At 56.0% G+C, this 26,092-nt stretch carries 21 protein-coding genes and 2 tRNA genes; 11 read left to right on the top strand and 12 right to left on the bottom strand.

Annotated elements, in window-relative coordinates:
- The first annotated feature begins 26 nt into the window (after positions 1-26).
- From CRO08_RS14680 to CRO08_RS14690, 3 genes are all read left to right on the top strand, one after another.
- On the top strand, positions 27-206 hold the full coding sequence (locus CRO08_RS14680; protein WP_072808828.1) for a hypothetical protein: 180 nt from the start codon (positions 27-29) through the stop codon (positions 204-206).
- 7 nt (positions 207-213) lie between these two features.
- On the top strand, positions 214-1,302 hold the full coding sequence (locus CRO08_RS14685; protein WP_072808830.1) for an adenylate/guanylate cyclase domain-containing protein: 1,089 nt from the start codon (positions 214-216) through the stop codon (positions 1,300-1,302).
- 23 nt (positions 1,303-1,325) lie between these two features.
- Positions 1,326-1,398 (top strand) — tRNA-Gly (locus CRO08_RS14690).
- A gap of 305 nt (positions 1,399-1,703) precedes the next feature.
- Here the strand turns inward: CRO08_RS14690 and CRO08_RS14695 are convergent.
- The 9 genes from CRO08_RS14695 to CRO08_RS14735 form a co-directional block, all read right to left on the bottom strand.
- A complete protein-coding gene (locus CRO08_RS14695) occupies positions 1,704-3,293 on the bottom strand; it encodes a hypothetical protein (protein ID WP_097036803.1) in 1,590 nt (529 codons plus the stop codon).
- A 127-nt stretch (positions 3,294-3,420) separates the two neighbouring features.
- Positions 3,421-3,978: an anaerobic ribonucleoside-triphosphate reductase activating protein gene (nrdG, locus tag CRO08_RS14700; RefSeq protein ID WP_097036804.1), complete on the bottom strand. Its 558-nt coding sequence runs from the start codon at positions 3,976-3,978 to the stop codon at positions 3,421-3,423.
- Between the two features lies 1 nt (position 3,979).
- A complete protein-coding gene (nrdD, locus tag CRO08_RS14705) occupies positions 3,980-4,126 on the bottom strand; it encodes an anaerobic ribonucleoside-triphosphate reductase (RefSeq protein WP_072808836.1) in 147 nt (48 codons plus the stop codon).
- Between the two features lie 25 nt (positions 4,127-4,151).
- On the bottom strand, positions 4,152-6,482 hold the full coding sequence (locus CRO08_RS14710; RefSeq protein ID WP_097036805.1) for an anaerobic ribonucleoside triphosphate reductase: 2,331 nt from the start codon (positions 6,480-6,482) through the stop codon (positions 4,152-4,154).
- A gap of 342 nt (positions 6,483-6,824) precedes the next feature.
- Entirely contained in the window at positions 6,825-7,607 is a 783-nt protein-coding gene (locus CRO08_RS14715) for an SIMPL domain-containing protein (protein WP_097036806.1), read from the bottom strand.
- A gap of 32 nt (positions 7,608-7,639) precedes the next feature.
- Complete coding sequence (locus tag CRO08_RS14720; RefSeq protein ID WP_097036807.1) at positions 7,640-9,109, bottom strand: sodium:solute symporter; 1,470 nt, start codon at positions 9,107-9,109, stop codon at positions 7,640-7,642.
- A 2-nt stretch (positions 9,110-9,111) separates the two neighbouring features.
- The gene (locus CRO08_RS14725) at positions 9,112-10,896 is read right to left on the bottom strand and encodes a sensor domain-containing diguanylate cyclase (protein WP_255252410.1); all 1,785 of its coding nucleotides are present in this window, start codon (positions 10,894-10,896) and stop codon (positions 9,112-9,114) included.
- An 81-nt stretch (positions 10,897-10,977) separates the two neighbouring features.
- A complete protein-coding gene (locus CRO08_RS14730) occupies positions 10,978-12,093 on the bottom strand; it encodes an LptF/LptG family permease (protein ID WP_073114944.1) in 1,116 nt (371 codons plus the stop codon).
- Positions 12,090-13,490 carry an LptF/LptG family permease gene (locus CRO08_RS14735; RefSeq protein ID WP_097036808.1) on the bottom strand — a complete coding sequence of 467 codons (1,401 nt, stop codon included), beginning with the start codon at positions 13,488-13,490 and terminating at the stop codon, positions 12,090-12,092. The genes CRO08_RS14730 and CRO08_RS14735 overlap by 4 nt, the downstream gene beginning before the upstream one ends.
- 64 nt (positions 13,491-13,554) lie before the next feature.
- Between CRO08_RS14735 and CRO08_RS14740 the strand changes: the two genes are divergently transcribed.
- The 5 genes from CRO08_RS14740 to CRO08_RS14760 all read left to right on the top strand — a co-directional run bounded on the left by CRO08_RS14740 (position 13,555) and on the right by CRO08_RS14760 (position 18,682).
- A complete protein-coding gene (locus tag CRO08_RS14740; RefSeq protein ID WP_097036809.1) occupies positions 13,555-14,409 on the top strand; it encodes an outer membrane protein assembly factor BamD in 855 nt (284 codons plus the stop codon).
- Positions 14,410-14,416: 7 nt separating this feature from the next.
- Entirely contained in the window at positions 14,417-15,466 is a 1,050-nt protein-coding gene (locus CRO08_RS17090) for a hypothetical protein (protein WP_176495169.1), read from the top strand.
- The gene (locus CRO08_RS14750) at positions 15,466-17,136 is read left to right on the top strand and encodes a PHP domain-containing protein (protein ID WP_097036810.1); all 1,671 of its coding nucleotides are present in this window, start codon (positions 15,466-15,468) and stop codon (positions 17,134-17,136) included. Before CRO08_RS17090 ends, CRO08_RS14750 begins: the two co-directional genes overlap by 1 nt.
- Before the next feature lie 80 nt (positions 17,137-17,216).
- The gene (locus tag CRO08_RS14755) at positions 17,217-17,627 is read left to right on the top strand and encodes a hypothetical protein (RefSeq protein ID WP_097036811.1); all 411 of its coding nucleotides are present in this window, start codon (positions 17,217-17,219) and stop codon (positions 17,625-17,627) included.
- 71 nt (positions 17,628-17,698) lie between these two features.
- A complete protein-coding gene (locus CRO08_RS14760; RefSeq protein WP_097036812.1) occupies positions 17,699-18,682 on the top strand; it encodes a rhomboid family intramembrane serine protease in 984 nt (327 codons plus the stop codon).
- 19 nt (positions 18,683-18,701) lie between these two features.
- On the opposite strand, the gene CRO08_RS14765 is transcribed toward CRO08_RS14760, so the two are convergent.
- A complete protein-coding gene (locus CRO08_RS14765; RefSeq protein ID WP_097036975.1) occupies positions 18,702-19,388 on the bottom strand; it encodes a tol-pal system YbgF family protein in 687 nt (228 codons plus the stop codon).
- A 118-nt stretch (positions 19,389-19,506) separates the two neighbouring features.
- Here CRO08_RS14765 and CRO08_RS14770 point away from each other — a divergent pair.
- Both CRO08_RS14770 and CRO08_RS14775 read left to right on the top strand, forming a co-directional pair.
- A tRNA-Thr gene (locus CRO08_RS14770) sits at positions 19,507-19,579 on the top strand.
- Positions 19,580-19,690: 111 nt separating this feature from the next.
- Complete coding sequence (locus CRO08_RS14775; RefSeq protein ID WP_097036813.1) at positions 19,691-21,469, top strand: DNA repair helicase XPB; 1,779 nt, start codon at positions 19,691-19,693, stop codon at positions 21,467-21,469.
- A gap of 68 nt (positions 21,470-21,537) precedes the next feature.
- On the opposite strand, the gene CRO08_RS14780 is transcribed toward CRO08_RS14775, so the two are convergent.
- Both CRO08_RS14780 and rfbA read right to left on the bottom strand, forming a co-directional pair.
- Entirely contained in the window at positions 21,538-22,428 is an 891-nt protein-coding gene (locus tag CRO08_RS14780) for a flavodoxin (RefSeq protein ID WP_097036814.1), read from the bottom strand.
- 68 nt (positions 22,429-22,496) lie between these two features.
- Positions 22,497-23,384: a glucose-1-phosphate thymidylyltransferase RfbA gene (gene rfbA, locus CRO08_RS14785; RefSeq protein ID WP_072812910.1), complete on the bottom strand. Its 888-nt coding sequence runs from the start codon at positions 23,382-23,384 to the stop codon at positions 22,497-22,499.
- Between the two features lie 78 nt (positions 23,385-23,462).
- On the opposite strand from rfbA, the gene CRO08_RS14790 reads away from it, so the two are divergent.
- Positions 23,463-26,081: an RNA helicase gene (locus CRO08_RS14790; RefSeq protein WP_097036815.1), complete on the top strand. Its 2,619-nt coding sequence runs from the start codon at positions 23,463-23,465 to the stop codon at positions 26,079-26,081.
- Positions 26,082-26,092 lie beyond the last annotated feature (11 nt).

Below are 26,092 nucleotides of genomic sequence, written 5' to 3' on the forward strand. Positions count from 1 at the left end.
TAAAAATTTAATTTATATCCGTTAATATGGAAGACCCGAAGAACAAAAAATTCATCGCCACGTTGAAAAAGCGAATACCCCTGTTCGTCTTCCTCGCTATCGCCACGATAGCGTTTTTCCTCGCATCGACCCTTCTCCTGGACGATTCGTACAAGGACATTATCCTAATCGCGATGGTGTGGTCACTCCCCCTGTTCATCCACTGACCGCCCCATGATAACCCTGACCCGCCAAACCGAAAGAAAGTTCAACGCCGTCTGCTTCTACGTGCTCTGCTGGATACTCGCTTCAGTGGGTATTTCCATGCTTGTCACGTACGCCGAGCGCGGCTACTTCGACCTGGGAATCGTGCTCCAGATGCTGCAGTTCGCGCTGTTCATGGGCTTTTCGCACGGGGTCTACGACATCCTTATCCTAAAGGACGAGATGGACTGCCGCCCGGTGTGGCATTCCCTGCTCATACGCTCGCTGTACTTCCTTGCGGCGATAATCACGAGCAAGATTCTCTGCATACTCCTTCTGCGCATCAAGAGCGGAGAAGGCCTTATGAACGAGGACGGCTTCTACGCCCTCATGGACGCCATACACAGCCCCTCGGAACAGGCGCAGGTCATAACGTTCTTCCTGGTGGCCTACCTCATCACGTTCGTGAGGAGCGTGCACAAGAAATTCGGTACGCGCGTGTTCTGGAATACGCTCCTGGGCAAGTCGCAGGAACCGCTCGAGGAAAACCTGATTTTCATGTTCATAGACCTGCGGCATTCCACCGCGCTCGCCGAGGAACTCGGGCACGTGAAGTACAGCAACTTCATGAAGGACTACTACAAGTTCCTCTCGAACTGCTGCGAGGAGAACCGCGGGCAGATCTACCAGATTGCAGGTGACGGAGCGTTCCTGACCTGGCCCATTTCTGCCTGCAGGAACAGGGCGCGACCCATCGACTGCTTCTTCGACTTTTGCGAGTGCCTGGAGCGCATAAGCCCGAAATTCATCAAGAAATACGGTGCCGCGCCCAAGTTCAAGGCCGGGGCGCACTGCGGGACCGTCGTGACCACCGAGGTCGGGAACTTCGGCAGCGAGATGGCCTACCACGGCGACGTGCTCAACACAACGAGCCGCATACAGTCGCTCTGCGCGAGGCTCGGCCAGGAATTCCTTATCTCGGAAGACCTCTACAACGTGCTGCCGAAGCCTTTCCCGCACGGGTACATGAGCAAAAAGGAAGGTTTTTTCGAATTACGCGGAAAAAAACACGAAATTTTGATATTTTCTTTGCAAAGGCCCTTGACAAGTCTAAATTAATATTCTATAATTGGTCTCACCTCGCGGGAATAGCTCAGTTGGTAGAGCACGACCTTGCCAAGGTCGGGGTCGAGGGTCCGAGTCCCTTTTCCCGCTCTAAAAAAGAAAACCACCCTTTTGGGTGGTTTTTCTTTTTTTTATAGAGCGGAAAAGGGACGCACACGAGACCCCTTGGGGTCGAGGGTGCGGCATAAAGTGCCGTGGGCGAAGCCCATACAATAGGCACTTTATGAGCTTGACGCGAGCGTTAGCGAGTGTCGAGCCCGAAGGGCGAGGTTTTGGCTCGCGCAGCGAGTGACCAAAACCTCGCATTCCCTTTTCCCGCTCTCATTTCTCATACAAACTAAAAAAAGCCCTGTCCCTTTCAGGGCAAGGCTACATACAAACTAATTCTTTCTTGCCTACGGCGCAGGTATCATATCGCGACACATGCCCACGGCCCCGATTCGCTGAATTAAGAAATCTCCCGTAGTCCCGGCCGCGCCCGAGAACTTCAGCCTAACAGAAGCAACCTTTTTCAAGGCATCCGTTAAATCGGGGCTTACGCCGGCACCGCAGTTGTTCTTGAACTTTTCCCAGCCGAAATCGCTGATTTTTTCGCTTGTAGAAGCCGGAACACTCGCCACAAAACTGCAGGAACCCATTGTAGGGAACGCACCCTCTTCAAGGCCAAGTTCTATCTCAAAATCAATAGATGATTTGTACTGAAGGCAAAGTCCGCCCCACGGATAGACATTCACCCCTTCCTGTTCCTCGCTCCAGACATTGAAAGCAACCCCTGCATACGGCTTTTCATAGCCACTTCCGAAAGCGACTCCTAGCTGAACTCCGCGATATTTTTCAATGAGTTCCGGAAATGGAGAACCATAAATGAGTGTATCGACGTCAGGCGGGAACTCAATTGTAGAAGATCCCCCTTCGCTATTGTCGTTAAATTCATACCAGTAACCCGAAGTCTTATCACCACCCGTAGAAACTTTATCAGTTCGATTACTAAAGCCATCCCAGAGCATGTTCCCGATAATGAGCTTGGCACTAGAAGACGATTCCGCAACGCTAGACGAAGAGGACTTCGGCGCAACAGCGGACGAAGACACCGGAGCGCTGCCGGAGCCGCACTGCCCGAGCGACCCGATTTTCTTGAGAAGGAAATCCCCCGTATCTCCCGCCTTGCCTTCGAATAGCAGATGGACCGCAGCCGCATTCGCAAGGACCTTAGACGCATCGACATCCATTCCCAAACCGCAACTCGAGCCGAACTTGCTCCACGGGATATCGACGACCTTCTTGGATTCCGAAGCGCCGATACTGGCAATAAAATCGCACTCCAACATCGTCAGGTCATATTCAGGAACAATCTTGACCTGGAATTTGAGCCCAGAAGAGTATTCCAGGCAGAGGCCTCCCCATTCCGTGACATCGGCACCATCCTGGTCCTCGTTCAAGGTGTTGAAACCGAGACCTACGTGCGGAACTTCGGCACCAGCGCCCAAAACAACCTTTTCCTTTATTCCGCCATAGGTTTCCATCATGAATTCGAAGCAATTGACACTTTCATACCAGTTACCATTACAATATTCTTCAATATCCGGCGGAAAGGTAAATTTCGAGGAGCCACCATCATCAATGTCGTTAAAATCGTACCAGTATCCCGCCATTTCACCGTCACTTCCGGTCACTACGCGACCTTCCTCATCGGTAGAACCGTCCCAAAGGAACTTAGGCCAGACTCCCCCCGAGACCAGGGAGCGACTTTCGCTCGAAGCGACTGAAGAAGAAGACTCCTTTACCTTGCAACACGTCGTGTCGGGTGGAAGTTCGCTGGAAGACGACGGACTGGATTCATCGTGACTGTCGCCACTCAGGATAGCGGCAGAAGAAGAACTTTCGTTCCCGGATGTTTCAGGAGAAGTGGACGAAGAATCGTCACCGCAGGCCGCAAGCATCGCGGCAAAAGAAACGGCAATACAGCCGGCAAACAGCTTTCTCATGGAATTCCTCCTTACAGGCCCCTAAACATTTTGTTTTCTTAATATAAATTAAAAATTCCCGCCTATACCGGGCGAGAACCTTATTTTTTCGTTTCAGGGTAATTACACCCACAAAAAAGGTGTTTTTTTACCCGAAATGCCAGTCCGGATGTTCTTCCATCTCCTGAAGCTGAATCCTGTGCAACACCACGTGCCCTTCGGAAAGGCTCTTCTGCACGTCGATGATGCGCTGGTTGCTGGACCCGCGGAACTTGAGTTCGAGCGACTTCTTCGCCATAACGAACGGGCCGTCGATAAGGATATCGGCATACGAGAGCAGTTCCAGAAATTCCGGTTTTTCCTCCCAGTGCTGCTGCAGGTACTCGAACGTGTATCCCGTGAAAATCACGAGATTCTTGTCGCGGTCCTTGATGGCGCTTGCAAGCGGGATGAGCGCCGCAGCCTGGTCCATCGGGTCGCCACCGCTGAACGTGACACCGTCAAGCAGCGGGTTCTCGTCGAGCATCGAGAGGATTTCCTCGATATCAATAAAATGACCCCCGTTGAAATCGTGGGTCTGAGGGTTCTGGCACCCGGGGCAATTGTGATGGCACCCCTGGGTAAACACTACCATGCGGATTCCGGGACCGTCCACGAAAGATTCGGGCTCGATACCGGCAATCCGCAAACGCGGGTATTCGTCCATGTTATACGCCGTGCTTCACGCGGTCGTTCACTTCGGCACGCTTTGCGTTGTTGAAACGGTCAACCGTACCCACGAGGTAACCCGTGATGCGGCGGATGCGTTCGAAGCACACGCCTTCGCCATAGAGAGATTTTTCTTTTTCGGACATGTTTTTACTCCTTGGTTAAAATGATTTATCTAATGCCACGGAAAGCAGGCATTCCCGGAAACTTCTTCCGGAGTTCGTTCAGTTTTTCTTCAGAAATGTAATGGCCTTCGCTACGTCCGCAACGGGGGCAGGTATCACCGATGACTCCCACGAAACCGCAGACCGGGTCGCGGTCCACTGGGTGGTTGATGGAACCGTAACCGATACCCACCTCGGCCATGTAGCGCACGATCTTCTCGAACGCGTCGAGGTTCTGCGTCGGGTCGCCGTCAAGCTCGATGTAGCTGATGTGGCCCGCGTTGGTGAGCGCGTGGTACGGGGCTTCGAGAGCGAGCTTCTTGAAGGCCGAAATCTTGTAGTACACCGGCACGTGGAACGAGTTGGTGTAGTAGTCGCGGTCGGTAACGCCCGGGATAATGCCATACTTCTTCTTGTCCATGCGGACGAAGCGGCCCGAAAGGCCTTCCGCCGGCGTGGCGAGCAAGCTGAAGTTGAGGCCGAGGCGCTTACTTTCCTTGTCGCAGAAGTCGCGCATGTGGCCAATAATCTTGAGGCCGAGTTCCTGGCTGGCTTCGGATTCGCCGTGGTGCTTGCCCGTAAGCATGACGAGCGTTTCGGCAAGGCCGATAAAGCCGATGGAGAGCGTACCGTGCTTGATGACTTCGCCCACCGTGTCTTCCCAGCCGAGCTTGTCGGAATCAATCCACACGCCCTGCCCCATGAGGAACGGGAAGTTCTTGACCTTGCGGCGGCTCTGCACGGCGAAGCGTTCCATGAGCTGGTCGCTCACGAGCTGCAGCATGCGGTCGAGTTCCTTGAAGAACAGGTCCACCGAGCGCATCTTGATGGCGATGCGCGGAAGGTTGATGGAGGTGAAGCTCAGGTTGCCACGGCCGTAGGAGATTTCGCGGGTCGGATCGTAGTTGTTGCCGATAACGCGGGTACGGCAGCCCATGTACGAAATTTCGGTTTCCGGGTGGCCTTCCTTGTAGTACTGCAGGTTGTACGGAGCATCCTGGAAACTGAAGTTCGGGAACAGGCGCTTCGCGCTCACCTTGCAGGCAAGCTTGAACAGGTCGTAGTTCGGGTCGCCCTCGTTCAAATTCACGCCCTTCTTCACGCGGAAAATCTGGATCGGGAAGATGGCGGTTTCGCCACCGCCCAAGCCCTCGTCCGTGGTGAGGAGGAGGTTACGCATGACCATGCGGGCTTCCGGATCGGTGCACATACCGTAGTTGATACTAGAGAACGGAGTCTGCGCACCGGCGCGGCTGTGCATGGAGTTCAGGTTGTGGACAAACGCTTCCATCGCCTGGAAGGTAGCCTTGTCAGTCTCTTCGTAAGCCTGCTTCTCGGCGAACTTCTGGGACTTCATCACGATTTCGGTATCGAAGGTCTTGGAAAGTTCACGGGCTTCGGTTTCCACGAACTTCTCGTTCGGCACGAGGGTCGCCACCATGCCCATCTGTTCCATTTCGGAATGGAGCTTCTTCACGATAGGCAAGATTTCCTCTTCTTCCTTGCCGGTGAAGAGGATGAGGGCCTTCACCATGTTAGAGAGGTAGGCCTTGCGATAGGTGATGCGCACGCCGTTCGCCATCGCGTAGTCGAAGTTCGGCACCGACTGGCCGCCATGCTGGTCGTTCTGGTTACTTTGTATGGCAATCGCCGCAAGGGCAGCGTAGCTGCGGATATCCTTCGGTTCGCGGAGATGGCCGTGACCGGTATTGAAGCCGTTTTTGAACAACTTAATAAGTTCAATCTGGCAGCACGTCATGGTGAGCGAGTAGAAATCCAGGTCGTGGATATGGATATCGCCATCCGAATGGGCACGGCTGTGCTCGGGCTTGAGCATCATCATCGTGTAGAAGTGCTTCGCAGATTCGCTACCGTACTTGAGCATCGTGCCCATCGCGGTATCGCCGTCGATGTTCGCGTTCTCGCGCTTGAGGTCGGATTCCTTCGCGGAACTGAACGTGATGTCGCGGAGCGTGTGCATGAGGCGAGTGTTCACCTCGCGGATGCGGGTACGCTCGGCACGGTACAGGATGTAGCTCTTGGCGGTATCGGCGTAGTTGTTGTCGGTAAGCGCCTTTTCGACCGCGTCCTGGATCTCTTCGATGTCCGGCTTGGTCTTGCCTTCGGCCTCGAGGCGGCCCACGGCGTAGGCGGCTACCTTTAGAGCAGTACTGCTCAAAACGTCTTCGTGGCCAAGCAGGTCAATCTGTTCCTGGGATGCCTTGATCTGTTCATTGAGTTCGCCAGAGGCGCGGAAGGCCTTGACAATGGCGTCAGAAATCTTCTCGATGTTGAACGGCATTTCGCGGCCGTCACGCTTCCTAACTGTAAAAATCATACCAATCCAAAAAAAAGTTCAACACACTACATCTTGTGCAAGAGGTCGAACCGCCACCACAAGATGTAGGTAACAAGATAATAAAACATTTTGGCAAAAGAATGATTTTTTTCAAAAAAAACAGTAATTTTTTTGTAATAATACGAAAAACTTATCAACAACTTGTAAAAAGGTTGTAGCCGGACCTCGACCGCTGGTCGGGTTTTGAAAAATCCAACTCCCTATGGCACAAACATTTAGACGTTTCGGGGGTTCCGGAAAACTATTCACACCCCCAAAAAGGGGCTATTTTCGCCCCAGCGGGTTGACAAGGGAAAGCGGTTTGAGCAGTAGTTTTGGGGGTTACTTCAGTTCCACGACAATACGGACAGAAGCGCTGACCTCGACGGAATCGGCGATGGCGTTTTCGTCGGGGCCCATTTCGGCAGCGCCGTCCAACATCGCCGCTTTCGCCATCATGAGGCCATTCGTGCGGTACCTGCGATTGTAGGTAATTCCGCCGCCTTCCCCGTTAATCTGGAGAACGCGACCGAGCTTGGCGTCAACACCTTCGGCATAGTCGCGGGCCTTCGCCAGCGCCTTCTTGCCCGCAGCCTTGATAACCTGCGACTGGACGCCATCGACATCCTTAAGCTGGGCCGCCGTCCTATGGATTTCGACATCCGGCTCGGCCGCAAGCGCCTGCACGAGAGCGGCGGCATCAATTTTGCGATTTACCGTAACGACAAAATTCTGCGTGGCCACGTAACCGACAAGTTCGCGCTTTCCACTACGGTACGACCAATCCTTGCGGACATCCACGCTGTTCTGCTCCACGTTGGACTGCGGAATTTCAAGCGACTTCACGTTTTCGAAAATCACAGAGCGGCGTTCCGCCAGACGCCTAGTTACAGTTTCCTTGTCCCTGCCGCGGATTTCGAGGCTGAAGCCCATCTCGAACTTGTCGGCGGCAAACTTCTTGGACTCCGAAACCGAGACCTCGATTTTCGGGACGTCGTACACCGTCGTACCGTCAGAAGAAACCGCAGGCACAACCGCGGGTTCGGCCTTCACTGTGCGGATAAGGACGCATGCGCAGGCAATCAGCAACACGAGACAGATGATGTTAAGCAGTTTTGCAATCATCGTTCAAACCTCCTTCTTTTTTAAAAAACAGCCTATTTCTTCGCGAACGGGAGCGCCGCAAACTTGAGCACGACGGCGACGAGCACGGTGGTCGTCATGCTGATAAACGGCATCCACGGCCAGCTGAAGACTTTATCAAAAACGGCAGGCACGCCAAAGGCGGGAATTCCCTGAATCAAGACAAGACTTACCATGCCGCAAATAACGGCGGTAATCACTTGCCAACTCTGCAAGCCTTTCACGAAGAACGCGAGGAGGAACATGCCAAGGAGCGGGCCCGTGAAAAGTCCCGTAAAGAAGAGGGCGTTCTTGAGGAGGCTCCCCTGCTGCGTTGCGGCAAAGAGGGCAAAGAACACGCCGAGCACGCCCCAGACAACCGTCCAGATTTTCGCACGCTTGAGCCCGCCCATTCCCGCAGATTCATCCCAGCCGAGAAAATCGCGTTCGGACGTATTGCTGAGCGAATTGATGGAACTAGAAAGGCTGCTCATGGCCGCCGCGCAAATGGCGGCGACAATCAGGCCCGTCACGCCAACCGGAAGGCCGTTCACGATAAAGTAAGGGAACACGTCGTTCTGCCCGACATTCCCAGGAAGATGCGCCACCTGCGAAACATTGTAATAAACGTAAAGAGCGGCGCCCACCCAGTAGAAAAGAATCGAGACAAAGCAGCCGAGCACCATCGAAAGCACGCTCGAGCGGTTCGCCGCCTTCACGTCCTTGCAGCTCAGATAACGTTGTACAAACTGCTGGTCACACCCGCGTATCGCAATTTCAAGAATCGCATATGCAAAGCCCGCCGAAATAAGCGTGCGCGCGTTGGAGACATCCATCGAGGCATCCCACCACTTTGTCTTGCCGGCCTCGCTCGCCATGGCCGCCATCTCGCCAAAACCGCCTACCGCGTTCGAGATAAGCACGAGCACCAGAACGCCACCACCAAAGAACACGCAGAACTGCATCACGTCGGTCCATATAACGGCCTTGATACCGCCAAACCACGTATAAAAAATCGCGACCGCGGCAGAAACGACAATGGCCAGTTTCAAGTCTATGTGCAGGATTTGCGCCAGCACGAGCGACGGTGCATAAAGCAATATGCCCGTACGCAACAGCAGGTGCAGGCTGTAGAACACCGCGGCAAGCCGGCGCACCGACTTGCTCCCGAAACGCACTTCGAAAAGTTCGTACGCGCTGGAAATGCCCGACGTGCGAAACCGAGGAATGAACACAAAGCCCACGACGACGATGCTCAGGAGAGCGCCAATCTGGAACATGAGGAACGTCATGTTGTCGCCGTACACATCGGCAGGCGCACCGAGGAAGGTGGTCGCGCTCACGGAGGTGGCGATGAGGCTTATGCCCACGGCGACCCACGGCATGGAACCGCCGCCGAACATGTATTCCTTGAGATTCTTGTTGCCGCGGGAAACCCAGAGGCCAATAAACAGCGAAAGCAACAGGTAGGCGGCGAGCACTACCCAGTCAAGCAACGTAAACACGACTAGACTCCCTGCTCAACGGCAACGTGTTCTGCGGTCTTGTCAGTGTACTGGATAACCTGGTTACGGCCGCCTTCCTTCGCCTTGTAAAGCGCCTGGTCCGCATAAGTCACCGCCTTCTTCATGTCGTGGAAGTCGGGCGTCACGAGGAAGGCGCCGATGCTCACGGTCACGCGGAGGGGATCCTGCTGGTGCACGTCGAACTCGAGCTTCATTACCGCATGGCGAATGCGTTCCGCCGTCTCGATCATCCCTTCGGGGGTAGTATCGACAAGGCCAACGACAAACTCCTCGCCACCGTAACGGGCGACAATGTCTATTTCCTTGCGGATTTCGCCACTGATGGCCCCCGCGATTCCCTTGATGACCACATCGCCGATGGGGTGGCCGTAGGTATCGTTCACGTTCTTGAAGTGGTCGATATCCATCATGAGCACGCCGATATTGTACTTCTGGCGGTCGGCGCGAATCTTCTCGGTACGCAGGTTCTCGTGGAGCGTACGGTGGTTGATAAGCCCGGTAAGGCCGTCGCGCGTCGCGAGGTCCTTGTCGCGTTCCACCTGGCAGGCACGCGCATACGCAAAACCCGCAACACCCGCAAAAGCCTTGAGCAGGTTCATCTCGTGTTCGGAATAGCGGTCGCTCCGGCGGCTTTCAAGACAGATGGCGAGTTCTGCCTGTTCCGCGTTCGCGTCGGAAGGTACCGGCATCACGAACAGCTGGCGGATATCCATGTTCTTCTTTTCCTGGCTGTCGATACGCGGGATGTACGCATTGAACGCCGACTGGTTGAACGTGCGTTCTACCGGACGGTTATGGTACAGCGCGAGAATCGCAAGGCCCTTGTCGGAAAGCGTAAATGTCTTGTTCTCGAACTGGTCGGCATCGATACCGTAGCAGCTCACTACGCGGCCCGTACGTTCCTGGTGCAGGTTGTAGTCGTTCTGGCGGTCGAGGGCCAGAATCATCATGCGGTCGAAGGGAATGTTGCCCTTCACGTATTCCGAAATCTGGCGGTAGATTTCCTTCACCGACATGTTCTTGAAGAACTGGTGCTGGTAATGGTACAGCACGCTGAACTGCTGCTGCTCGATGTAGTTCTTTGCCGAAACAAAACTCTTGAAATAGAGCGTGTAGAGCGTGCTCGCGATGTAGGTAAGCGCCTGCGCCGTATGCTGGTTGAACGCACTCGGGTAGAGCGAATCCATCACGACAGCACCCACGCGGTTCTTGCCGCGGTCAAGCATCGGGACCGCGACAACGGACTTGATCATCGGGTTATCAATGTAGTAGAGCAGAGGCTTGCCGCCCGAAAGGTCGCCCTCGAGCAGGCGGTTCACATCGAGGCGGAAAAGCTGGCTAATGAGGCCCGTGTTCTCGGTAATTTTCACGTCGGTTGCAATCTTCGCCTCGGGATTCGAGCAGGCATACGCGCGGATTCCCCATTCCTTCATGGAATTGAGGGGCGAAAAGACCACGAGGGAATGTACGTTCGGGACAATGCGCTTGAGGCCCTCGAGCATATCGCCGAAGGCTTTTTTCACGTCGGCATCGGCGCGCGCCCACACCTGGTTTACACGGAGGGTCGAACCGGGCTCGTTGTAATCGGTCTCGGAATCCCCGAAGGAATTCTTGAGTTCGGGCGTGACGGCAGGGGTAATTCCCGTAGCGCGCACAGCACTCCCCACCACAGGGAGCGACGCGGTCTTTCCGCCGGGAATACGCGGCAGGTTCATGTAACCGAGAGCCGCGGCGACACCCGCAAAGGGGATCAGGAACAGGAACATCCCCCCTGGAGCGAAAGACCCAGGAGGAAGCCTGCAACAACGAACAAGATTATCGACATCTGCATCTGCGTCCTCTGAAACTTACAGCCGGAATGAGCGGTAGAGCATGGAGCAGGCGACTCCCGCGAACAGGAAATGGCTTATCCATGCGGCAAGGAATGGCGACAAAGCCCCGTTTTCACCCATCTTCAATCCGATTCTTTCTAGAATATAATAACTAAAAACGAGCAACAGGCCAACTCCGAACTTCTGGGATAGCCCTCCAGAACGACTATACCTGTGGCAAAGGGCGGCCCCGATGAGGAGCACTATCAGGTTCATCCAGTGGGCCGAGCGCTTGAAGTGCAACGAAGTTTCCATGGCGCGCGTATCTTCGCCAGAGCGCTTCAGCACCTCGATGCGTTCCATTACCATCTTCGAGTCCATCTCGTCGGAAACCTGGCGTTCGTTGATGAGGTCCTCGGGCCGGGTAAACACCTTCCCGAGCATCTTTTCCCTGTGGAACGTCAGTACCGTCACCGAGCCGTCCTTGTTGAACACGCGCTTCATGCCGCGTTCGAACAGCCAGCACGGTTCCTCGCGCAGGGAATCGGGCTTCGTGGTATCGGGTTCGAGCCAGCGCACCGTCTTCGCGTCGTAACGTTCCGCAAGCCTTCCCTGCTCGCGCAGGAGCAGCACCACGTCGCGGCCCATCTTCGCCTTGCCCGAATAGAACTTGAAGAACCAGCTCGCCTTCTCGCTGTCGATAAACGTGAAGTCGTTCTTTTCCTTGATGCGCGGGTTCTTCTTCTTTTGCGCGTTCGTCTCCATGATTTCGAGGCGCTTGTGGTTCGCGTCGGGCAGCCAGTGTTCGCTCATCTCGTACGAACCTATCGAGGCGAGCACGCCCAAAAAGAATATCGGGAACAGCGTCTTGAGCGGGCTCTGGCCCGAGCTCTGCATGGCGCTCATCTCGAGATGGCGAGACATGTTACCCACCGAAGCCAGCACCGCGATAAACATCGAAACCGGCGTGATAAGGTACAGCATGTACGGCAGGTAGCAGAAGTAGTAGTCGAGAGCGTCCTTCGTATCGCGGGCAAGCCATGTCTTGATGTTGCCCACGAAGTCAATAACGGCGAACATGAAGATGGCACCGATGGTCACGATAAGGAACATCTTGAGGAAATTCCAGACTAGGTACCTTGAAAACTTCATGCGCGGCCCCTCCCTATGGAGCGGAACTTGCGGCCCGCCGCCCTCATGAACCTGAAGAACTTGGAATCGCCGGTAAAGCGGTCACGCACCATCGCCACCGTAATGAATATGCCGAACACGCCGATGATGATGTTCGACGCCCACATGGCAAGTTCCGGCGAGATGATAAGGCGGTCGGCCAGGTTCTCGCCGCCGATAAGGCAAATCCAGTAAATCACGAAAAACGCAAGACTGTAGATGATGCCCGTACCGATACCGCCCTTGCGGGCCATGATACCGAGGGGAGCACCGATAAGCACGAAAATGAAGCACGCGAACGAGGTGCTGAACTTCTTGTGGATTTCGACCAGGTACTGCGCGGCACGCTTCTGTTCGGATTCCATGCGGCCCCACAGCCTCTCCGTATTGCGCAACGAAGAAATCTCCTGCATGCGCAGGCGTTGCAGGGACTTGCGCCTCTGGATAGAATCGAGCTCGGTATCCGCCTTCGCATCCTTGGGCACAATGCTATCGCCCTTCACGAAGTCGCGGGTAGCGACGAGGGTCGGCAGGCGCTTCTCGAAGGCGACCTGCGATGCGGTATCGTACTTCGCGCGGGCCTCGTTCACCACGTCCATCATCATCTCGACGGGCATCTCGCGGTCGCTACGGTAACTGCGGCTCCTGCGTTCCAGGCGGTCGTCCACGTTCTGCAGGGCAAGGTCCTGCGAGAAGAAGCGGATTCGGAAATAGTTCTCGGGCTTGTCCGGGTCCACCGTATGCGTTTCGCCACTGCGGAGCCTGAACATGAGGGTCGCACCGTTATCCACGTAGTCAAGCGTCGCACTGTCGGCATAGACAATCCTCGGAGCGCCCTTCTTTTCCATCTCGTACACCTGGATGCCGTAAAGCACGCCCGATACCGGGTCGATGCGGTTCACCCACAGGTGTACGTCCGGGAACTGCGTGATTAGGCGCCCCGCGTCGATAAACACGTGCGGTTTCTTGCGCGAGACCGCATTCATGAGTTCTACGGAGCGGTGGTTCGCCTCGGGCAATACCCAGTTGTTGAAAAGAATCATGAGCACCACAAGGAGCGAGGCCACAAGCATCACGGGGCGCATGAGCGACAAGGGAGAAACACCTGCCGCCTTGACCGCAGTAATCTCGTGGTCGCCCGAAAGGCGCCCGAAAGCCATGAGGCATGCGACAAGCACCGCCATCGGAATCGAGAGCGAAAGCATCCATGCGAGGTTCAACGCGAATATTTCGAGCACCGTCGATGCGGGCAGGCCCTTCGACAGCACGTTATCAAGAATTTTTACAAGAAAATCGACAACAAACAAAAACGTTATGCCAAAAAGCGCCGCCAGGAACGGACCAATAAGCTCTTTCAACACATAACGGACTAGAATCATTTTTCCTTACGTTCGATTTTTTCTACTTTAACGGTGAAAAATTAGAATTAACCGAAGAAAAAAAATGAAACTGACCCTAAAGACAGCACTGTTCTCAAGCATTTTTCTTAGCGTAGCCATTTTTAGCGGCTGCTCCTCCGATTCTTCGGGCAGGGTAACGCACACGCAGTTCTGCAAGAACAAGTACGACAAAGCCGAAGAGCTCTTCAAGAAGGAAAAGTACGGGCGCGTCATCGACAAGGCCGAAGAAATCATGAGCTACTGTGCCGGTACGGGCTACCTGGAACAGACTTCGTTCCTGCTCGCCGAGAGCCACTTCAACCTGGAAAACTGGATCGAGGCGCGCGGCGAATACGGCAGCTTCATCGCGAACTTCCCCGGCTCCCCGTTTGCGGAATCCGCCGAGTTCAAGAAGGCCATCTGCTCGTTCAACATGGAATTCCGCGTGAGCCGCGACGAGGCGAACACCACCGTCGCCATGAAGGATTTCGAGCGTTACCTCTCGAACCACCCCGACACCCCGCTCCGCGACTCCATCAACTACTACTACGGACTGCTCGTGGAACGCATCGCCGAGAAGGAATTCCAGACGGCAAGACTCTACCTGCGCATGGACAAGCCGCAGGCGGCGGTCATCTACTTCAAGGAATTCCTCGAGACCTACCAGCAGTCCAAGCGCCGCAAGGAAGCGTTGTTCCTCACCTCGCAGGCATACACCGACCTCGACCAGTTCGAAGCAGCACGCGAATACCTGAACATGGCGAAGCTCGAACTCAAGGATGACGACAAGGACGGTCACAAGCTCCTCGAGAAGACCGAGAAGAAAATCGCGAAGGCCGAAGAAAAATTCGAGAAGCGTATGAAGAAGGATTCCGAAAAGAAGCGCATCCTGAAAGAAGAACGCGAAATGCTGAACTAGGTCTCTTATGCGTCAAGCGGGTTTCAAGTCCATCCTCGTGCTATTCGCCACGCTGCTCTGTGCGACGGGCGCAATCGCCGATGACGAGGAATCCAAGCCCACGCGCGACCTTTCCAGGCTTTCCGTTTTTGCACAGCCTTCCATTTCATTCCTGAGTTTTGACCAGCGCAAGTATTTCCAGAACGCCGTCGACACCATCTACGCCGAGTTCAAGTCACAGGCGGTCGACGCCGAGGAATCGCTGTACGTGGCAAAGCAGAACTTCCAGAAGGTGAACTTCTGCTTCCCGGTCACGGCAGGCCTACAGTACCAGGTGACGGACGGACACTTCTTGAGCGCGGGCATAGGGTTCATCTACGACAACGAATCGGTGGTGCTTTCTGACCGCAAGAACAAGGCGCACAACTACAGTTACACCATCCAGGGCGTCCCCGCATTCTTGGAATACAGGCTCGCGATACCCGGGAACCTCATCACGCTTTCGAACGGTGGACTGTTCAGCGTCGCCGTACGCTGGTACTGGACTCTCCCCGGAACGGAAATCTACACCACCTGGGGCAAGCTCGAGGCAAACAACAAGCCCTGGGGCGCTGGCTTCGGCGTGAGCCTCGGGTACCTGATAGCAAGCTGGAACGGACTCAACGTGTTCGGCGACATCGGGTTCAGCACCATCAAGGTGGAATCGAAGGAAACGTTTGCGGACATCGTTCCGGATGGCCCGACCGAGAAGGCCAAGTGGGATATCGGAGGCCTGCAATTGCAGATCCGCATGAGCTTCGGGCTCATCAAGATGCCCACAATGAAGCTCGAGGACGCCGTCGCGAAAGGCAAGGATGCAAAGGCGAGCAACGCGACAGCCGTCGCCGACACGACTGCAGCGCCGAAGCCGGCCACCGACACGACTGCAGCGCCGAAGCCGGCGGAAAAGCCGGTCGAGAACGCTACGCCTAGCAGCGAAGCCGCCGAGAAAAACGCCGGAGATGCCGCGGGTAATGAAACTGCACCGGCAACCACGGCCGAACCGCCTGCAGAAAAGATTCAACCGAAGGCGGAATAATGAGCCTGCTCCCGGGGGAAAAGCCGCAGTACGCGGAAACGCACTTCAAGTTCCGGCTGCCTTGGTCGCTGCTGTACAGGCCGTGGCCCGAAATAATCGTGGACGCGCCCTTCCAGTTTATACCCGGAGCGGAACCTACCCTATGGATAGTCGTGCGTGACGCGCACCGGTTCCCGACACTCATCGAGAAGATGGATGTTGAAATAAGTTCCAAGGGTTTAGCGGATGCTTCAAGTTTGTCAGGTTTTGCAAGTTTGGCGGATGCCAAAAGTTTGCCGGGGGCAAATTTCATACCAAACAGGACTATCGATTTAAACATTCGCGCTACGGAACAGTTCGGTTTTTACCCTGTGAACCTGGGAACGCTCCCTGCGGGCAATTACGAGATCCGTTGCAAGGTGACTGCCCGCCGCATTGACTCTTCGACAAACGATGCTACAGATAAAGTAAGAACGTTCACCCGCTGGAACCTGCCCGGGCTAAAACCCGCCCCGCTAAAGATACAGGTACTTGCGCAGGACCCGCCGAAGGCCCCCAGATTTATCGCCGGCGAAATGCACTGTCACACGCGATACTCCTGCGACCACGTGGAACACGGGGCCTCTCCCGCGGTACTGCAACAGGCGGCAAAGGCCATCGGGCTCGATTTCGTGAGCTGTACCGATCACGCCTATGATTTCGCATTCTCCGAAGAAGACTACACGAAGGAAGCGCCTTCGCCCGCACCGCGCTTCCAGGCGCTCCGCGACGAGATTGCATCGCTCCCTTCCGGCGAAGGCATGCCCCTCCTGCTCGCGGGCGAAGAAGTTTCTGCCGGCAACAGCAAAGGCGAGAACGTTCACATGCTCGCCCTCACCCCGGACGGTTACCTGCCCGGGCTCGGCGACTGCGGGCGCTACTGGCTCGACAACAAGCCCACGATGAAGATTCCGCAGCTCCTGCAGGCGACAGGCGCGCACTGCTTCGCGGCACACCCCTTCCAGCAGATGGGATTGCTCGAGAAGTTCATATTCCGGCGCGGGTACTGGAATCACAAGGACCTGAACCTGGACGCAGCCCACAAGATACGCGGGCTGCAGTTCTGGAACGGAATTCGCGACGAAGGCTTCAAGCTCGGGCGCGAGTTCTGGATCGAGGAACTCGGCAAGGGGAACTTCTTGCTCCCGATTGGCGGCAACGATGCGCACGGCGACCTGAACGACACCACCTCCGTCGCGACGCCGCTCTGCACGCTCCGGCACACGCGCGACCATATTTTCGGAAAGGTGCGGACGGTGGTAAGCCCCCCTCGTCTTACCGGTGACGATGGCACCGTCATCACGCAAGAAGCCCTCAACGAAGCCTTCGCAGGCGACAACTGCTACATCACCGACGGGCCCGCCCTCTGGTGGGAACGCGCAAGCATCCACGGGAGCAAGGGAATCATATTCCACGCCCGTAATACGAACGACTTTGGCGGAGCATTCCGCTACATTCGCATATTCGGGCGCCGCTACACTACAGGCGGCAAGCTCGCGAAGCAAGAGGAACTCTGCATAGAAAGCCTCGTCGCCGCACCCGCAAGCAGCGACATCGAAATCCACTTCGACAACTTCGCCTACCTGCGCGCCGAATGCGAAACTGCGACAGGCAAGTTTGCCATGACCTCCGCCGCGAAGGCGAAGGACTGACAAAGAGAAAAAAACGCAGTCCTTTACTTGACAAAACTCCCCTTATATACGATATCATAGCAAGGATATAGGGAAATTTTATGACAAGACCCACCTTCGGCAAAATTGCAGCAGCCGCATTCCTGATTGTTTGCGTAACCCTTCTCGACGGTTGTGACGACTGCGGTAACTGTATTGACGGCATCATGGAAATGGACATGCCCCAGGAGGACGGTTCAACGAACTGTCTTTACTTCGGGGAATCGGAAAAGTTCATCTTCAACGTTCCTGCAGACAGCCTATGCCCCAACACGCTCCGAATCCGGAGGGAAGCGCTGCAGTACAAGGGAATAATGGGCCTTACCTTCATAGACGAGAGCCTAATCGCGGGAGGCACCGTTTTCTACAACCTGCCCGACTGCCTTGAAACGGAGGGCGATTTAGAAGGATTTGAATTCTCGACAGGGCTTTTCCTGTGCTCGCTCCTATACAGCAAAAAGGCGATTCCCTGACTCACGGCGGCCCGCCAAAGCAATAAAACACGCAACGGTTCCACGACAAGGCAATTTGCTATATTGAAAACATGCCCCGTCTGATGTCACCCCTACGCCCACGCTACATGCGAGTCCCTTCGGACCCGCATCGCGCGGACTTAGTACCGAGCGGAAACGAAAAGCCCGTAGACACCCCCGCCGAGGAAGTTCCCGAGGAATCCTCCCGCATCGCAGAGGGTACTTACAGACAAATTCGCGACTACAGTTTGGTACTGCTGTCGCAGGGCATTGTCCACCGGCTGGAACGCAGCCCCGAAGGGCCGTTCGAGATTTTTGTCAAGCCGGAACACGAACCGCAGGCGTTGCACCAGCTGGAGCTCTACCGCAAGGAAAATCCCCCGAGGGAAGAAAACCCGCCGTTACCGCTCAGCCTGAGCCTGCAACCCGCGTGGGTGCTACTCGTGCCCGTGGTCTGCACGCTTCTCGACTTTTCGGGCAAGGTCGCCCGCATGCATAGCCTCGGCCTTTCCGATGCCGACAAGGTAATGCACGGGCAGTGGTGGCGCACCATCACCGCCCTTACATTGCACGGCGACGCCCGCCACATTGCAAGCAACCTGCTTTCGGGCTATATCGTCCTCACCCTCTTGTCGTACCGCACGCCGCTCGCCCGTATGGCGCCCTTCCTTGCCGTCGCGAGCGCGCTCGCGAACTTCTGCACCGTCCTCACCGTGCAGACGGACTTCCGCTCCCTCGGGTTCTCCACGTTCGTGTTCGCCGCCATCGGGGCACTTGCCGTAATCGAGTTCAGGCTCATGCCCAGGGAGACTCACGGCCAGCTCCGGCGCTTCGCACCGCTGTGCGGCGCCGCCTCGCTCGCCGTATTCCTCGGGCTTGGCGAAAACGCCGACATTCTCGGCCACGCCTACGGGTTTATCGCGGGGCTCTTCTGCGGGTTCATCCCCAAAAAGAAGGCGCTCCGCTGGGGAACGCCTACCAAACTGGTTGACCTCGTGTGGGTCGCTATCTATTTCGCGATTTTCGCTATCGGCTGGAAGTTCGCACTCGCCTAGCCCGCGAATCCGTTAAATCCTAGATGCTCGCGAGGAACTTCTTCGCCTTGTCGGCATACATGCCATTGTCGCCGTACACCTCGATGATGCGTTCGGCAACCGACTTGGCCTTGTTGTTCGAGCCAAGTTCCTTGTGGAGCAGAACGAGCTTCCACATGGCGTCCGGAACAAGCGGAGTTTCGTCGAGCGGTTCTTCCTTCTGGAAGCGATCTTCCTTGTCGCCCGTACGCTTGCCGAATTCCTTCACAAAATCTTCGAGCAGCTTGGCGGCGGCGGAATAGTCGCCCTTTTCCATCTTGGCGGAAGCAAGACCGTGGATGGCGGCCGAGCGCACGAGCGCGACGTCACCCGCATTGTCGATAGACTTCTGGAACAGCGCGATAGCACCGTCGTAGTCGGCCTTCTCGTACTTGATGTTGCCGGCAAAGAGAGCGGCCTTCGCGAGGGCAATTCCCTTCACATCGCCGGCCTGGATACGGGCCTCGAACTCGGCGAGGGCGTTATCCTTGTCGTTCACGTAGAGGTAGGTGTACCCCTTACCCAGGAGCTCGGTCTGTTCGATGGCGGCAGCCTTGCGGCTGTCCCTGAACTGGACGATTCCCGCGACAACCACGAGCAAAACGACAAGCCCAACGAGCACCTTGGTACCGTGCTGGACAAAAAATTCCTTGATTTCAGAATTATTCTGGTTAGATTCGTTAGCCATTTTCGACTTCCATTTTGAAATTTCGTAAGCCAAACATAGAAAAACTCGCCGACTTTGCCAACTGAAGGCTCCCCATCTTGACAAAAAAACGCCCTTTTGCTATTTTTGACCCCGCTATGCCACTCTAGCTCAGCTGGTAGAGCAGCTGATTCGTAATCAGCAGGTCGGCAGTTCAAATCTGCTGGGTGGCTCGAAAGCCCCGATTCCCGCAAGGAACCGGGGTTTTTCTTTTGTCCGTGACGGCCTCACGCGCTGGTCGCCCCCTAACCAAAAAACGCATTTTTTACTATATTTGGCGCCCTATGAATCCGAATGGCGCCATTATTGTTCAGAGCAACCTCGAAATCATGGTCGAGGTCGATTCCCCCTCCTACGAAGCGGCACGAGACGCGATTGCTCCCTTTACCGAACTGGTCAAGAGCCCCGAGCACCTGCATACATACAAGATATCGCACCTGAGCCTTTGGAACGCCGCAGCGACCGGACTCCGCGCACCCGACGTGCTGGAACGCCTCGAAAGCCAGAGCCGCTACCCCATCCCGCAGAGCGTCATTACCGAAATCGAGGACTACATGGCCCGCTACGGCCTGCTTCGCCTCAAGATGGACGACTGCGGCAACCTCATCATGGAATCCGACGACAAGATCATGTTCGTCGAAATCTGCAAGCTGCCCGAAGTCGCCGAGTACGTGAAGGAATTCATCGACGACACGCACGCCATTATGGACGGAGAACGCCGCGGCCACATCAAGATGGCACTTACCAACGCCGGGTTCCCGGTCGAGGACCTCGCGGGTTACACCGTGGGCGACCCGCTCCCCATCCACCTGCGCAAGACCACCCTCAGCGGAAAGGAATTCAACCTCCGCGACTACCAGAAGGAAGCGGCCCAGATTTTTTACGCGAGCGGTTCCGAGAAGGGCGGCTCGGGCGTTATCGTGCTGCCTTGCGGTTCGGGCAAGACGGTGATTGGCCTTGCAACGATGGCCCTCATCCAGACCAAGACGCTCATCCTGACACCGAACATTTCGGCAAGCCGCCAGTGGATCCGCGAGATCTGCGACAAGACCGACTTGACCATCGACCAGGTGAAGGAATACTCCGGCGAAGTCAAGGAAATCGGCCCGGTGACCGTCGCGACCTACCAGATATTGACCCAGAGGAAGCGCGTCAAGAAGGACGAAAACGCGAACGTTACCGAAGAACTCGAGATGAGCGACGAGGAAGTGAAAAAAGAACTCGCAAACTTCCCGCTGTTCAGCCAGGAAAAATGGGGCCTCATGATTTACGACGAGGTGCACCTGTTGCCCGCTCCCGTGTTCCGCCTGAGTACCGAAATGCAGGCGACCCGCCGTCTTGGCCTCACGGCGACGCTCGTGCGCGAAGACCACAAGGAAACGGAAGTATTCAGCCTTATCGGCCCCAAGAAGTACGACATCCCGTGGCGCATCCTGGAAGCGCAGGGCTGGATTGCCACTGCCGACTGTAACGAGATTCGCATCCCGATGGAAGCGGAACTCAAGATGAAGTATGCCCTCGCGCCTATCCGCGAGAAGATTACGCTCGCAAGCACGAACCCCGAAAAAACGGACATCGTGGAGCGCCTGCTCAAGCACTTCGACAAGCCCGACGACCGCGTGCTGATTATCGGGCAGTACATCGACCAGCTCGAGGCCCTCTCCGACGACTTGCAGATTCCGCTCATCACGGGCAAGACCCCGAACAAGGAGCGCGAACGCCTGTATGCCGCCTTCCGCGACGGCAGCCAGAAGAACCTGATGGTTTCGAAGGTGGGCAACTTCGCCATCGACCTTCCCGACGCGAACGTGCTTATCCAGGTTTCGGGAACGTTCGGAAGCCGCCAGGAAGAAGCCCAGCGACTGGGCCGCGTGCTGCGCCCCAAGAGCGATGGCGGTGCGGCGCACTTCTACAGCATCGTGACGCAGGATTCCAAGGAACAGGAATTCGCCATGAACCGCCAGCTGTTCCTCACCGAACAGGGTTATGCATACAAGATAATCAAGCGCGGCGATTGGGATATACTTGCGAGAACTCCTGAAGAACTTGCAGCAAGACAGTAAGACCTAAACGAAAAGCCTCCGACGAAACGGAGGCTTTTTCATAGACTGCGGGAAACTTTCCGCAAACTCTACTTTTCCATGACGATGAGTTCCGGTTCGCCACGGCCTGGGAGCGGCTTGAATATTTTCACCATCGTCTCGGTCGGAGGGCGGTTGAACCCGCTTGTCGTGCACACGAAGAGGTAGTTCATACCGGCAACGACCTGCGTGGCAACGCTCAACGGAGCAAGTTTCAAGTAGGCGTAGTCCTTCGTCGCGGCTGCAAACACTGCAGAATCTTCCGCTGTAAGCGCTCTCTGGTCGGTAAAGCCGCCCATGAGCATCTCGTCCGTCTTGCCGGTAGCAAGGTCCGCGAAGAAACCTTCGACTTCCTTCGTTGCAACTTCCGCACCGTTTTCCGCGGTTATTCGCTTGTTCGAAATCCCATAAGCAAGCGTCACGTTCGCGTTCGGTTCAAGCGTCTTGAGTTCTGCGGCAGATGCCTTACGACCGCCGCTCCCGTAGGTGCAGAACGGCACCACCACCTTGCCCGAAAGGTCATTCGAGTCGAGGAAGGTATAGACCGGCGGGGCAAAACTCCCGAACATAATCGGGTATCCGAGATACACCGTATCGTATTTCGCAAGGTCGGCCTTCGCGTTTACAAGTGCGGGCCACTGCTTGCTTTCACGCTGGGCGCCCACTGCGGCAATCGTGCTGTCGTATGTCGAGGGGTACGGCGTCACCGTCGCAATCTCGAACATGTCCGCGCTCTTTGCCTTCTGGAAAATTTCCGCGAGTTTCTTGGTGGCTCCCGTCTGCGAGTAATAAACGACAAGCGATTTCGAAGATGCCTGCGGGGCCGCCGCCTCGGGCTGCGCGCCCTTCTCGCCCGTCTTGGACTGAGCGCTCTCCTGGTTGCAGGCGGTAAACGCGCACATCGCAACCGCAACAAGAATCAAGCCAAATTTCTTTCTCATTTTACTACTCCTTGTCTAGATCCTGCTCCTTCGAACCTTACGGTTCTTCGCTCAGGATGACACTCTCTCTAGTACCTGATTTTCCCTTCGGCGACCTTGCGCAGGTGCTGACCGTAGGGAGACTTCCCGTACTTGGCGGCAGACTCGAGCAGTTTTTCCTTGCTGATCCAGCCGTTCACGTAGGCAATCTCTTCCACTGCGGAAATCTGGATGCCCTGGCGGTTCTCAATCATCTTCACGAACTCGCCCGCTTCGATCAGGCTGTCCATCGTGCCGGTATCGAGCCAGGCAAAGCCACGGCCCAGGAGTTTCACGTCAAGTTCTCCCCTGTCGAGGTACGTCTTGTTCAAGTCGGTAATCTCGAGTTCCCCGCGGGCGCTCGGTTTCTGGGCCTTCGCAAATCCGCTCACGCGGTTGTCGTAGAAGTAGAGGCCCGTAATCGCGTAGTTGCTCTTGGGTTCCTTCGGCTTCTCTTCCACAGAAATCACCTTGCCGTTGTCGTCGAACTCCACCACGCCAAAACGTTCCGGGTCTTCCACGTAATAACCGAACACGCTCGCGCGTCCGTTCTCCTCGGCGTTCTTCACCGCGGCCTTCAAAAGCGGGCTGAAACCATTGCCGTAGAAGATGTTGTCGCCCAGCACCATCGCGCAGCAGTCGTTACCGATAAATTCCTCGCCCAGGATAAACGCCTGTGCCAGGCCATCGGGGCTCGGCTGCACCTTGTAACTCAGCTTGAGGCCCATCGCAGAACCGTCGCCCAGCAAACGCTCGAAATTCGGCAGGTCCGTCGGCGTCGAGATGATGAGGATTTCGCGGATGCCCGCGAGCATCAAGGTCGAAAGCGGGTAGTAGATCATGGGCTTGTCGTAGACCGGCAAGAGCTGCTTGCTGGTGACCATGGTCAGCGGGTAGAGCCTTGTGCCGGAGCCCCCGGCGAGAACGATTCCTTTCATGCTAGGTTCCTTTTATTTTTTCAAAATAATAGAAATCTTAAAATTACAGTCGGGACAAAAGAACTATCTTTGCGCATTATGGCAGAGCAAAACAAGGCCACACTCAAGGATTTCATTGCAAGATTCACCGCAAACCCGGCAGGAGGCCACTCTGCGCCCGCTTCCGAGGACATCCTGGAAGCATTCATGGAATGGGCGCAGTCCCGCGGAACAACGCTCTACCCCGCGCAGGAAGAAGCCATCCTCGAACTTCTGGACGGAAAGAACGTTATCCTGAACACGCCCACAGGTTCGGGCAAGTCGATGGTCGCACTCGCGCTCCATTTCGACAGCATCGCGCATGGCCGCAAGAGCGTGTACACCTGCCCCATCAAGGCGCTCGTGAACGAGAAGTGGATGGCGCTCTGCAAGGAATTCGGGCCCGAGAACGTGGGGCTTTCTACCGGTGATGCGACCGTGAACCGCGACGCCCCCATCCTGTGCTGCACCGCAGAAATTTTAAGCAACATGGCGCTCTGCGAAGGCGAGAAACTCACGATTACCGATATAGTGATGGACGAATTCCACTACTATTCCGACCGCGAACGCGGAGTCGCCTGGCAAATACCGCTCTTGACGCTCCCGCAGTCTCGATTTCTCCTGATGAGCGCGACCGTCGGCGCAACTGAATTTTTTGAACGCGAGATGACGAAGCATACCGGCAGGCAGTCGGTCACCGTCCGTTCCTCGCAGAGGCCCGTCCCGCTCGATTTCAGCTACAGCACCACCGAAATTTCGACCGAAGTGCAGAAACTCGTGAACGAGGGCAAGGCGCCCGTATATGTAGTTCACTTTACTCAAGCGGCAGCGGCAAGCAACGCGCAGAACTTCATGAGTCTCGACCTCTGCACCAAGGAAGAGAAGGTCAAGATAAACGAAGCCATCAAGGAAGTGCGGTTCTCTAGCCCCTACGGTCCCGATGTCAAGCGCTGGCTCAAGCAGGGAATCGGCCTGCACCACGCAGGTCTTTTGCCCAAGTACCGCATCCTCTGCGAAAAGCTCGCACAGCAGGGCTTATTGAAAGTCATCTGCGGTACCGACACGCTCGGCGTGGGCGTGAATGTGCCTATCCGCACGGTACTCTTCACGCAACTCTGCAAGTACAGCGGCGACAAGACCGCAATTTTAACCGCACGCGACTTCCACCAGATTGCGGGCCGCGCCGGCCGCAAGGGATTTGACAACATCGGATACGTGGTGGCGCAGGCTCCCGAACATGTAATCGAGAACCTGAAACTCGAGGCCAAGAGCCGCCAGACCGGAAAAAAGTTCCAAAAGCGCAAACCGCCCGAGCACGGCTACGTTCCCTTCGACGAGAGCACGTACAGGCGCCTGATTGACGCGCAGCCCGAACCGCTCACCTCGAGCTTCCGCGTAGACCACGGGATGCTCCTGAACATTCTGAGCCGCGAGACCGACGGCTGCAAGGCAATGCGCACGCTCATCAAGGATTGTCACGAGAGCGCGCCGAGCAAGAAGCAGTTACAGCACCGCTCCTTCCAGCTTTTCCGCAGCCTGGTAGAAAAGAACATCGTGGAATTCGTGAAACCCGTAGCCGAGGGCTACAGTCACCTGCGCGTGAACATGGACCTGCAAGACGACTTCGCGATGAACCAGCCGCTCTCGCTCTACCTGGTAGATACGCTCCCGAAACTGGACGCGGAATCCCCGGAATACGCGCTCGACGTAATTACGTTGTGCGAAAGCATCGTAGAGAACCCGGAGGCGATTCTGCGCATCCAGCAGAACAAGGCCCGCACGGCAAGGCTCGACGAGCTCAAGGCGCAGGGCATGGAATACAACCAGCGCATGGAAGAAATCGAGAAGGTCGAGTACCCCAAGCCACTGCGTGAATTTATATACGGCACGTACAATGAGTTTGCGGAAGTTCACCCGTGGGTCGACGTGAACGTGGAACCCAAGAGCATCGTGCGCGAGATGTTCGAGAACTTCAGCACCTTCAGCGGCTACGTGAAGCAGTACGGCCTGCAGCGCATGGAAGCGATTTTGCTCCGGCACCTGAACTACGTATATAAGGTTTTGAGCCAGACGGTGCCCGACGGCTACAAGAATGACGAACTCCACGAGATGGAAGACTACCTCGGTGACATAATACGCCGCACCGACTCGAGCCTGCTGGAAGAATGGGAAAAGATGGCCCACCCCGAGGACTACCAGAAGCGCTTGGATGCAGGACTCACAGAAGACGAGGCAGAGAAGGCCTTCGGCGCCGACAAGGCCGCCGCCGACATCACCTACGACAAGAAGCGATTCCTCGGCATGGTGCGCCAACGCATTTTCCAGATCATGGGCAACCTCGCGAAGCAAGATTTTGCCGCAGTCCTCGACAGCCTCGCGGACGACCTGGAAGAAGGCCAGATGCTCGTGGACGGCGAAGGCAAGCCGTGGACCGAGAACATGCTCACCGAAATCATGGCCGCCTACACGGCAGAGCACCACAAGTTCCGTCTGGACGTGGAAGGCCGCGCACTCGCCCACACCATCGTCACCTACGAGGGCGACGTGATGCACATACAGCAGATGCTGCAGGACGAGGAAGAATTCAACGACTGGAGCATCGACTTCGAGATAAACCTCGCCGACAGCCGCGAAGCCGGAATCCCGCTGCTGAAGCTTTTAAGAATCGGCGAAGCGTAGGGAGCGGGCAG

It is taken from the genome of Fibrobacter sp. UWT3, assembly GCF_900230125.1.
Taxonomy (GTDB): Bacteria; Fibrobacterota; Fibrobacteria; order Fibrobacterales; family Fibrobacteraceae; genus Fibrobacter.

Excerpts from the sequence above, each read along its gene's own strand:
- CRO08_RS14680 (WP_072808828.1), top strand. The coding sequence starts at position 27 with ATGGAAGACCCGAAGAACAAAAAATTCATCGCCACGTTGAAAAAGCGA.
- CRO08_RS14685 (WP_072808830.1), top strand. The coding sequence starts at position 214 with ATGATAACCCTGACCCGCCAAACCGAAAGAAAGTTCAACGCCGTCTGC.
- CRO08_RS14695 (WP_097036803.1), bottom strand. The coding sequence starts at position 3,293 with ATGAGAAAGCTGTTTGCCGGCTGTATTGCCGTTTCTTTTGCCGCGATG.
- nrdG (WP_097036804.1), bottom strand. The coding sequence starts at position 3,978 with ATGGACGAATACCCGCGTTTGCGGATTGCCGGTATCGAGCCCGAATCT.
- nrdD (WP_072808836.1), bottom strand. The coding sequence starts at position 4,126 with ATGTCCGAAAAAGAAAAATCTCTCTATGGCGAAGGCGTGTGCTTCGAA.
- CRO08_RS14710 (WP_097036805.1), bottom strand. The coding sequence starts at position 6,482 with ATGATTTTTACAGTTAGGAAGCGTGACGGCCGCGAAATGCCGTTCAAC.
- CRO08_RS14715 (WP_097036806.1), bottom strand. The coding sequence starts at position 7,607 with ATGATTGCAAAACTGCTTAACATCATCTGTCTCGTGTTGCTGATTGCC.
- CRO08_RS14725 (WP_255252410.1), bottom strand. The coding sequence starts at position 10,896 with ATGTTCCTGTTCCTGATCCCCTTTGCGGGTGTCGCCGCGGCTCTCGGT.
- CRO08_RS14730 (WP_073114944.1), bottom strand. The coding sequence starts at position 12,093 with ATGAAGTTTTCAAGGTACCTAGTCTGGAATTTCCTCAAGATGTTCCTT.
- CRO08_RS14735 (WP_097036808.1), bottom strand. The coding sequence starts at position 13,490 with ATGATTCTAGTCCGTTATGTGTTGAAAGAGCTTATTGGTCCGTTCCTG.
- CRO08_RS14740 (WP_097036809.1), top strand. The coding sequence starts at position 13,555 with ATGAAACTGACCCTAAAGACAGCACTGTTCTCAAGCATTTTTCTTAGC.
- CRO08_RS17090 (WP_176495169.1), top strand. The coding sequence starts at position 14,417 with ATGCGTCAAGCGGGTTTCAAGTCCATCCTCGTGCTATTCGCCACGCTG.
- CRO08_RS14750 (WP_097036810.1), top strand. The coding sequence starts at position 15,466 with ATGAGCCTGCTCCCGGGGGAAAAGCCGCAGTACGCGGAAACGCACTTC.
- CRO08_RS14755 (WP_097036811.1), top strand. The coding sequence starts at position 17,217 with ATGACAAGACCCACCTTCGGCAAAATTGCAGCAGCCGCATTCCTGATT.
- CRO08_RS14760 (WP_097036812.1), top strand. The coding sequence starts at position 17,699 with ATGCCCCGTCTGATGTCACCCCTACGCCCACGCTACATGCGAGTCCCT.
- CRO08_RS14765 (WP_097036975.1), bottom strand. The coding sequence starts at position 19,388 with ATGGCTAACGAATCTAACCAGAATAATTCTGAAATCAAGGAATTTTTT.
- CRO08_RS14775 (WP_097036813.1), top strand. The coding sequence starts at position 19,691 with ATGAATCCGAATGGCGCCATTATTGTTCAGAGCAACCTCGAAATCATG.
- CRO08_RS14780 (WP_097036814.1), bottom strand. The coding sequence starts at position 22,428 with ATGAGAAAGAAATTTGGCTTGATTCTTGTTGCGGTTGCGATGTGCGCG.
- rfbA (WP_072812910.1), bottom strand. The coding sequence starts at position 23,384 with ATGAAAGGAATCGTTCTCGCCGGGGGCTCCGGCACAAGGCTCTACCCG.
- CRO08_RS14790 (WP_097036815.1), top strand. The coding sequence starts at position 23,463 with ATGGCAGAGCAAAACAAGGCCACACTCAAGGATTTCATTGCAAGATTC.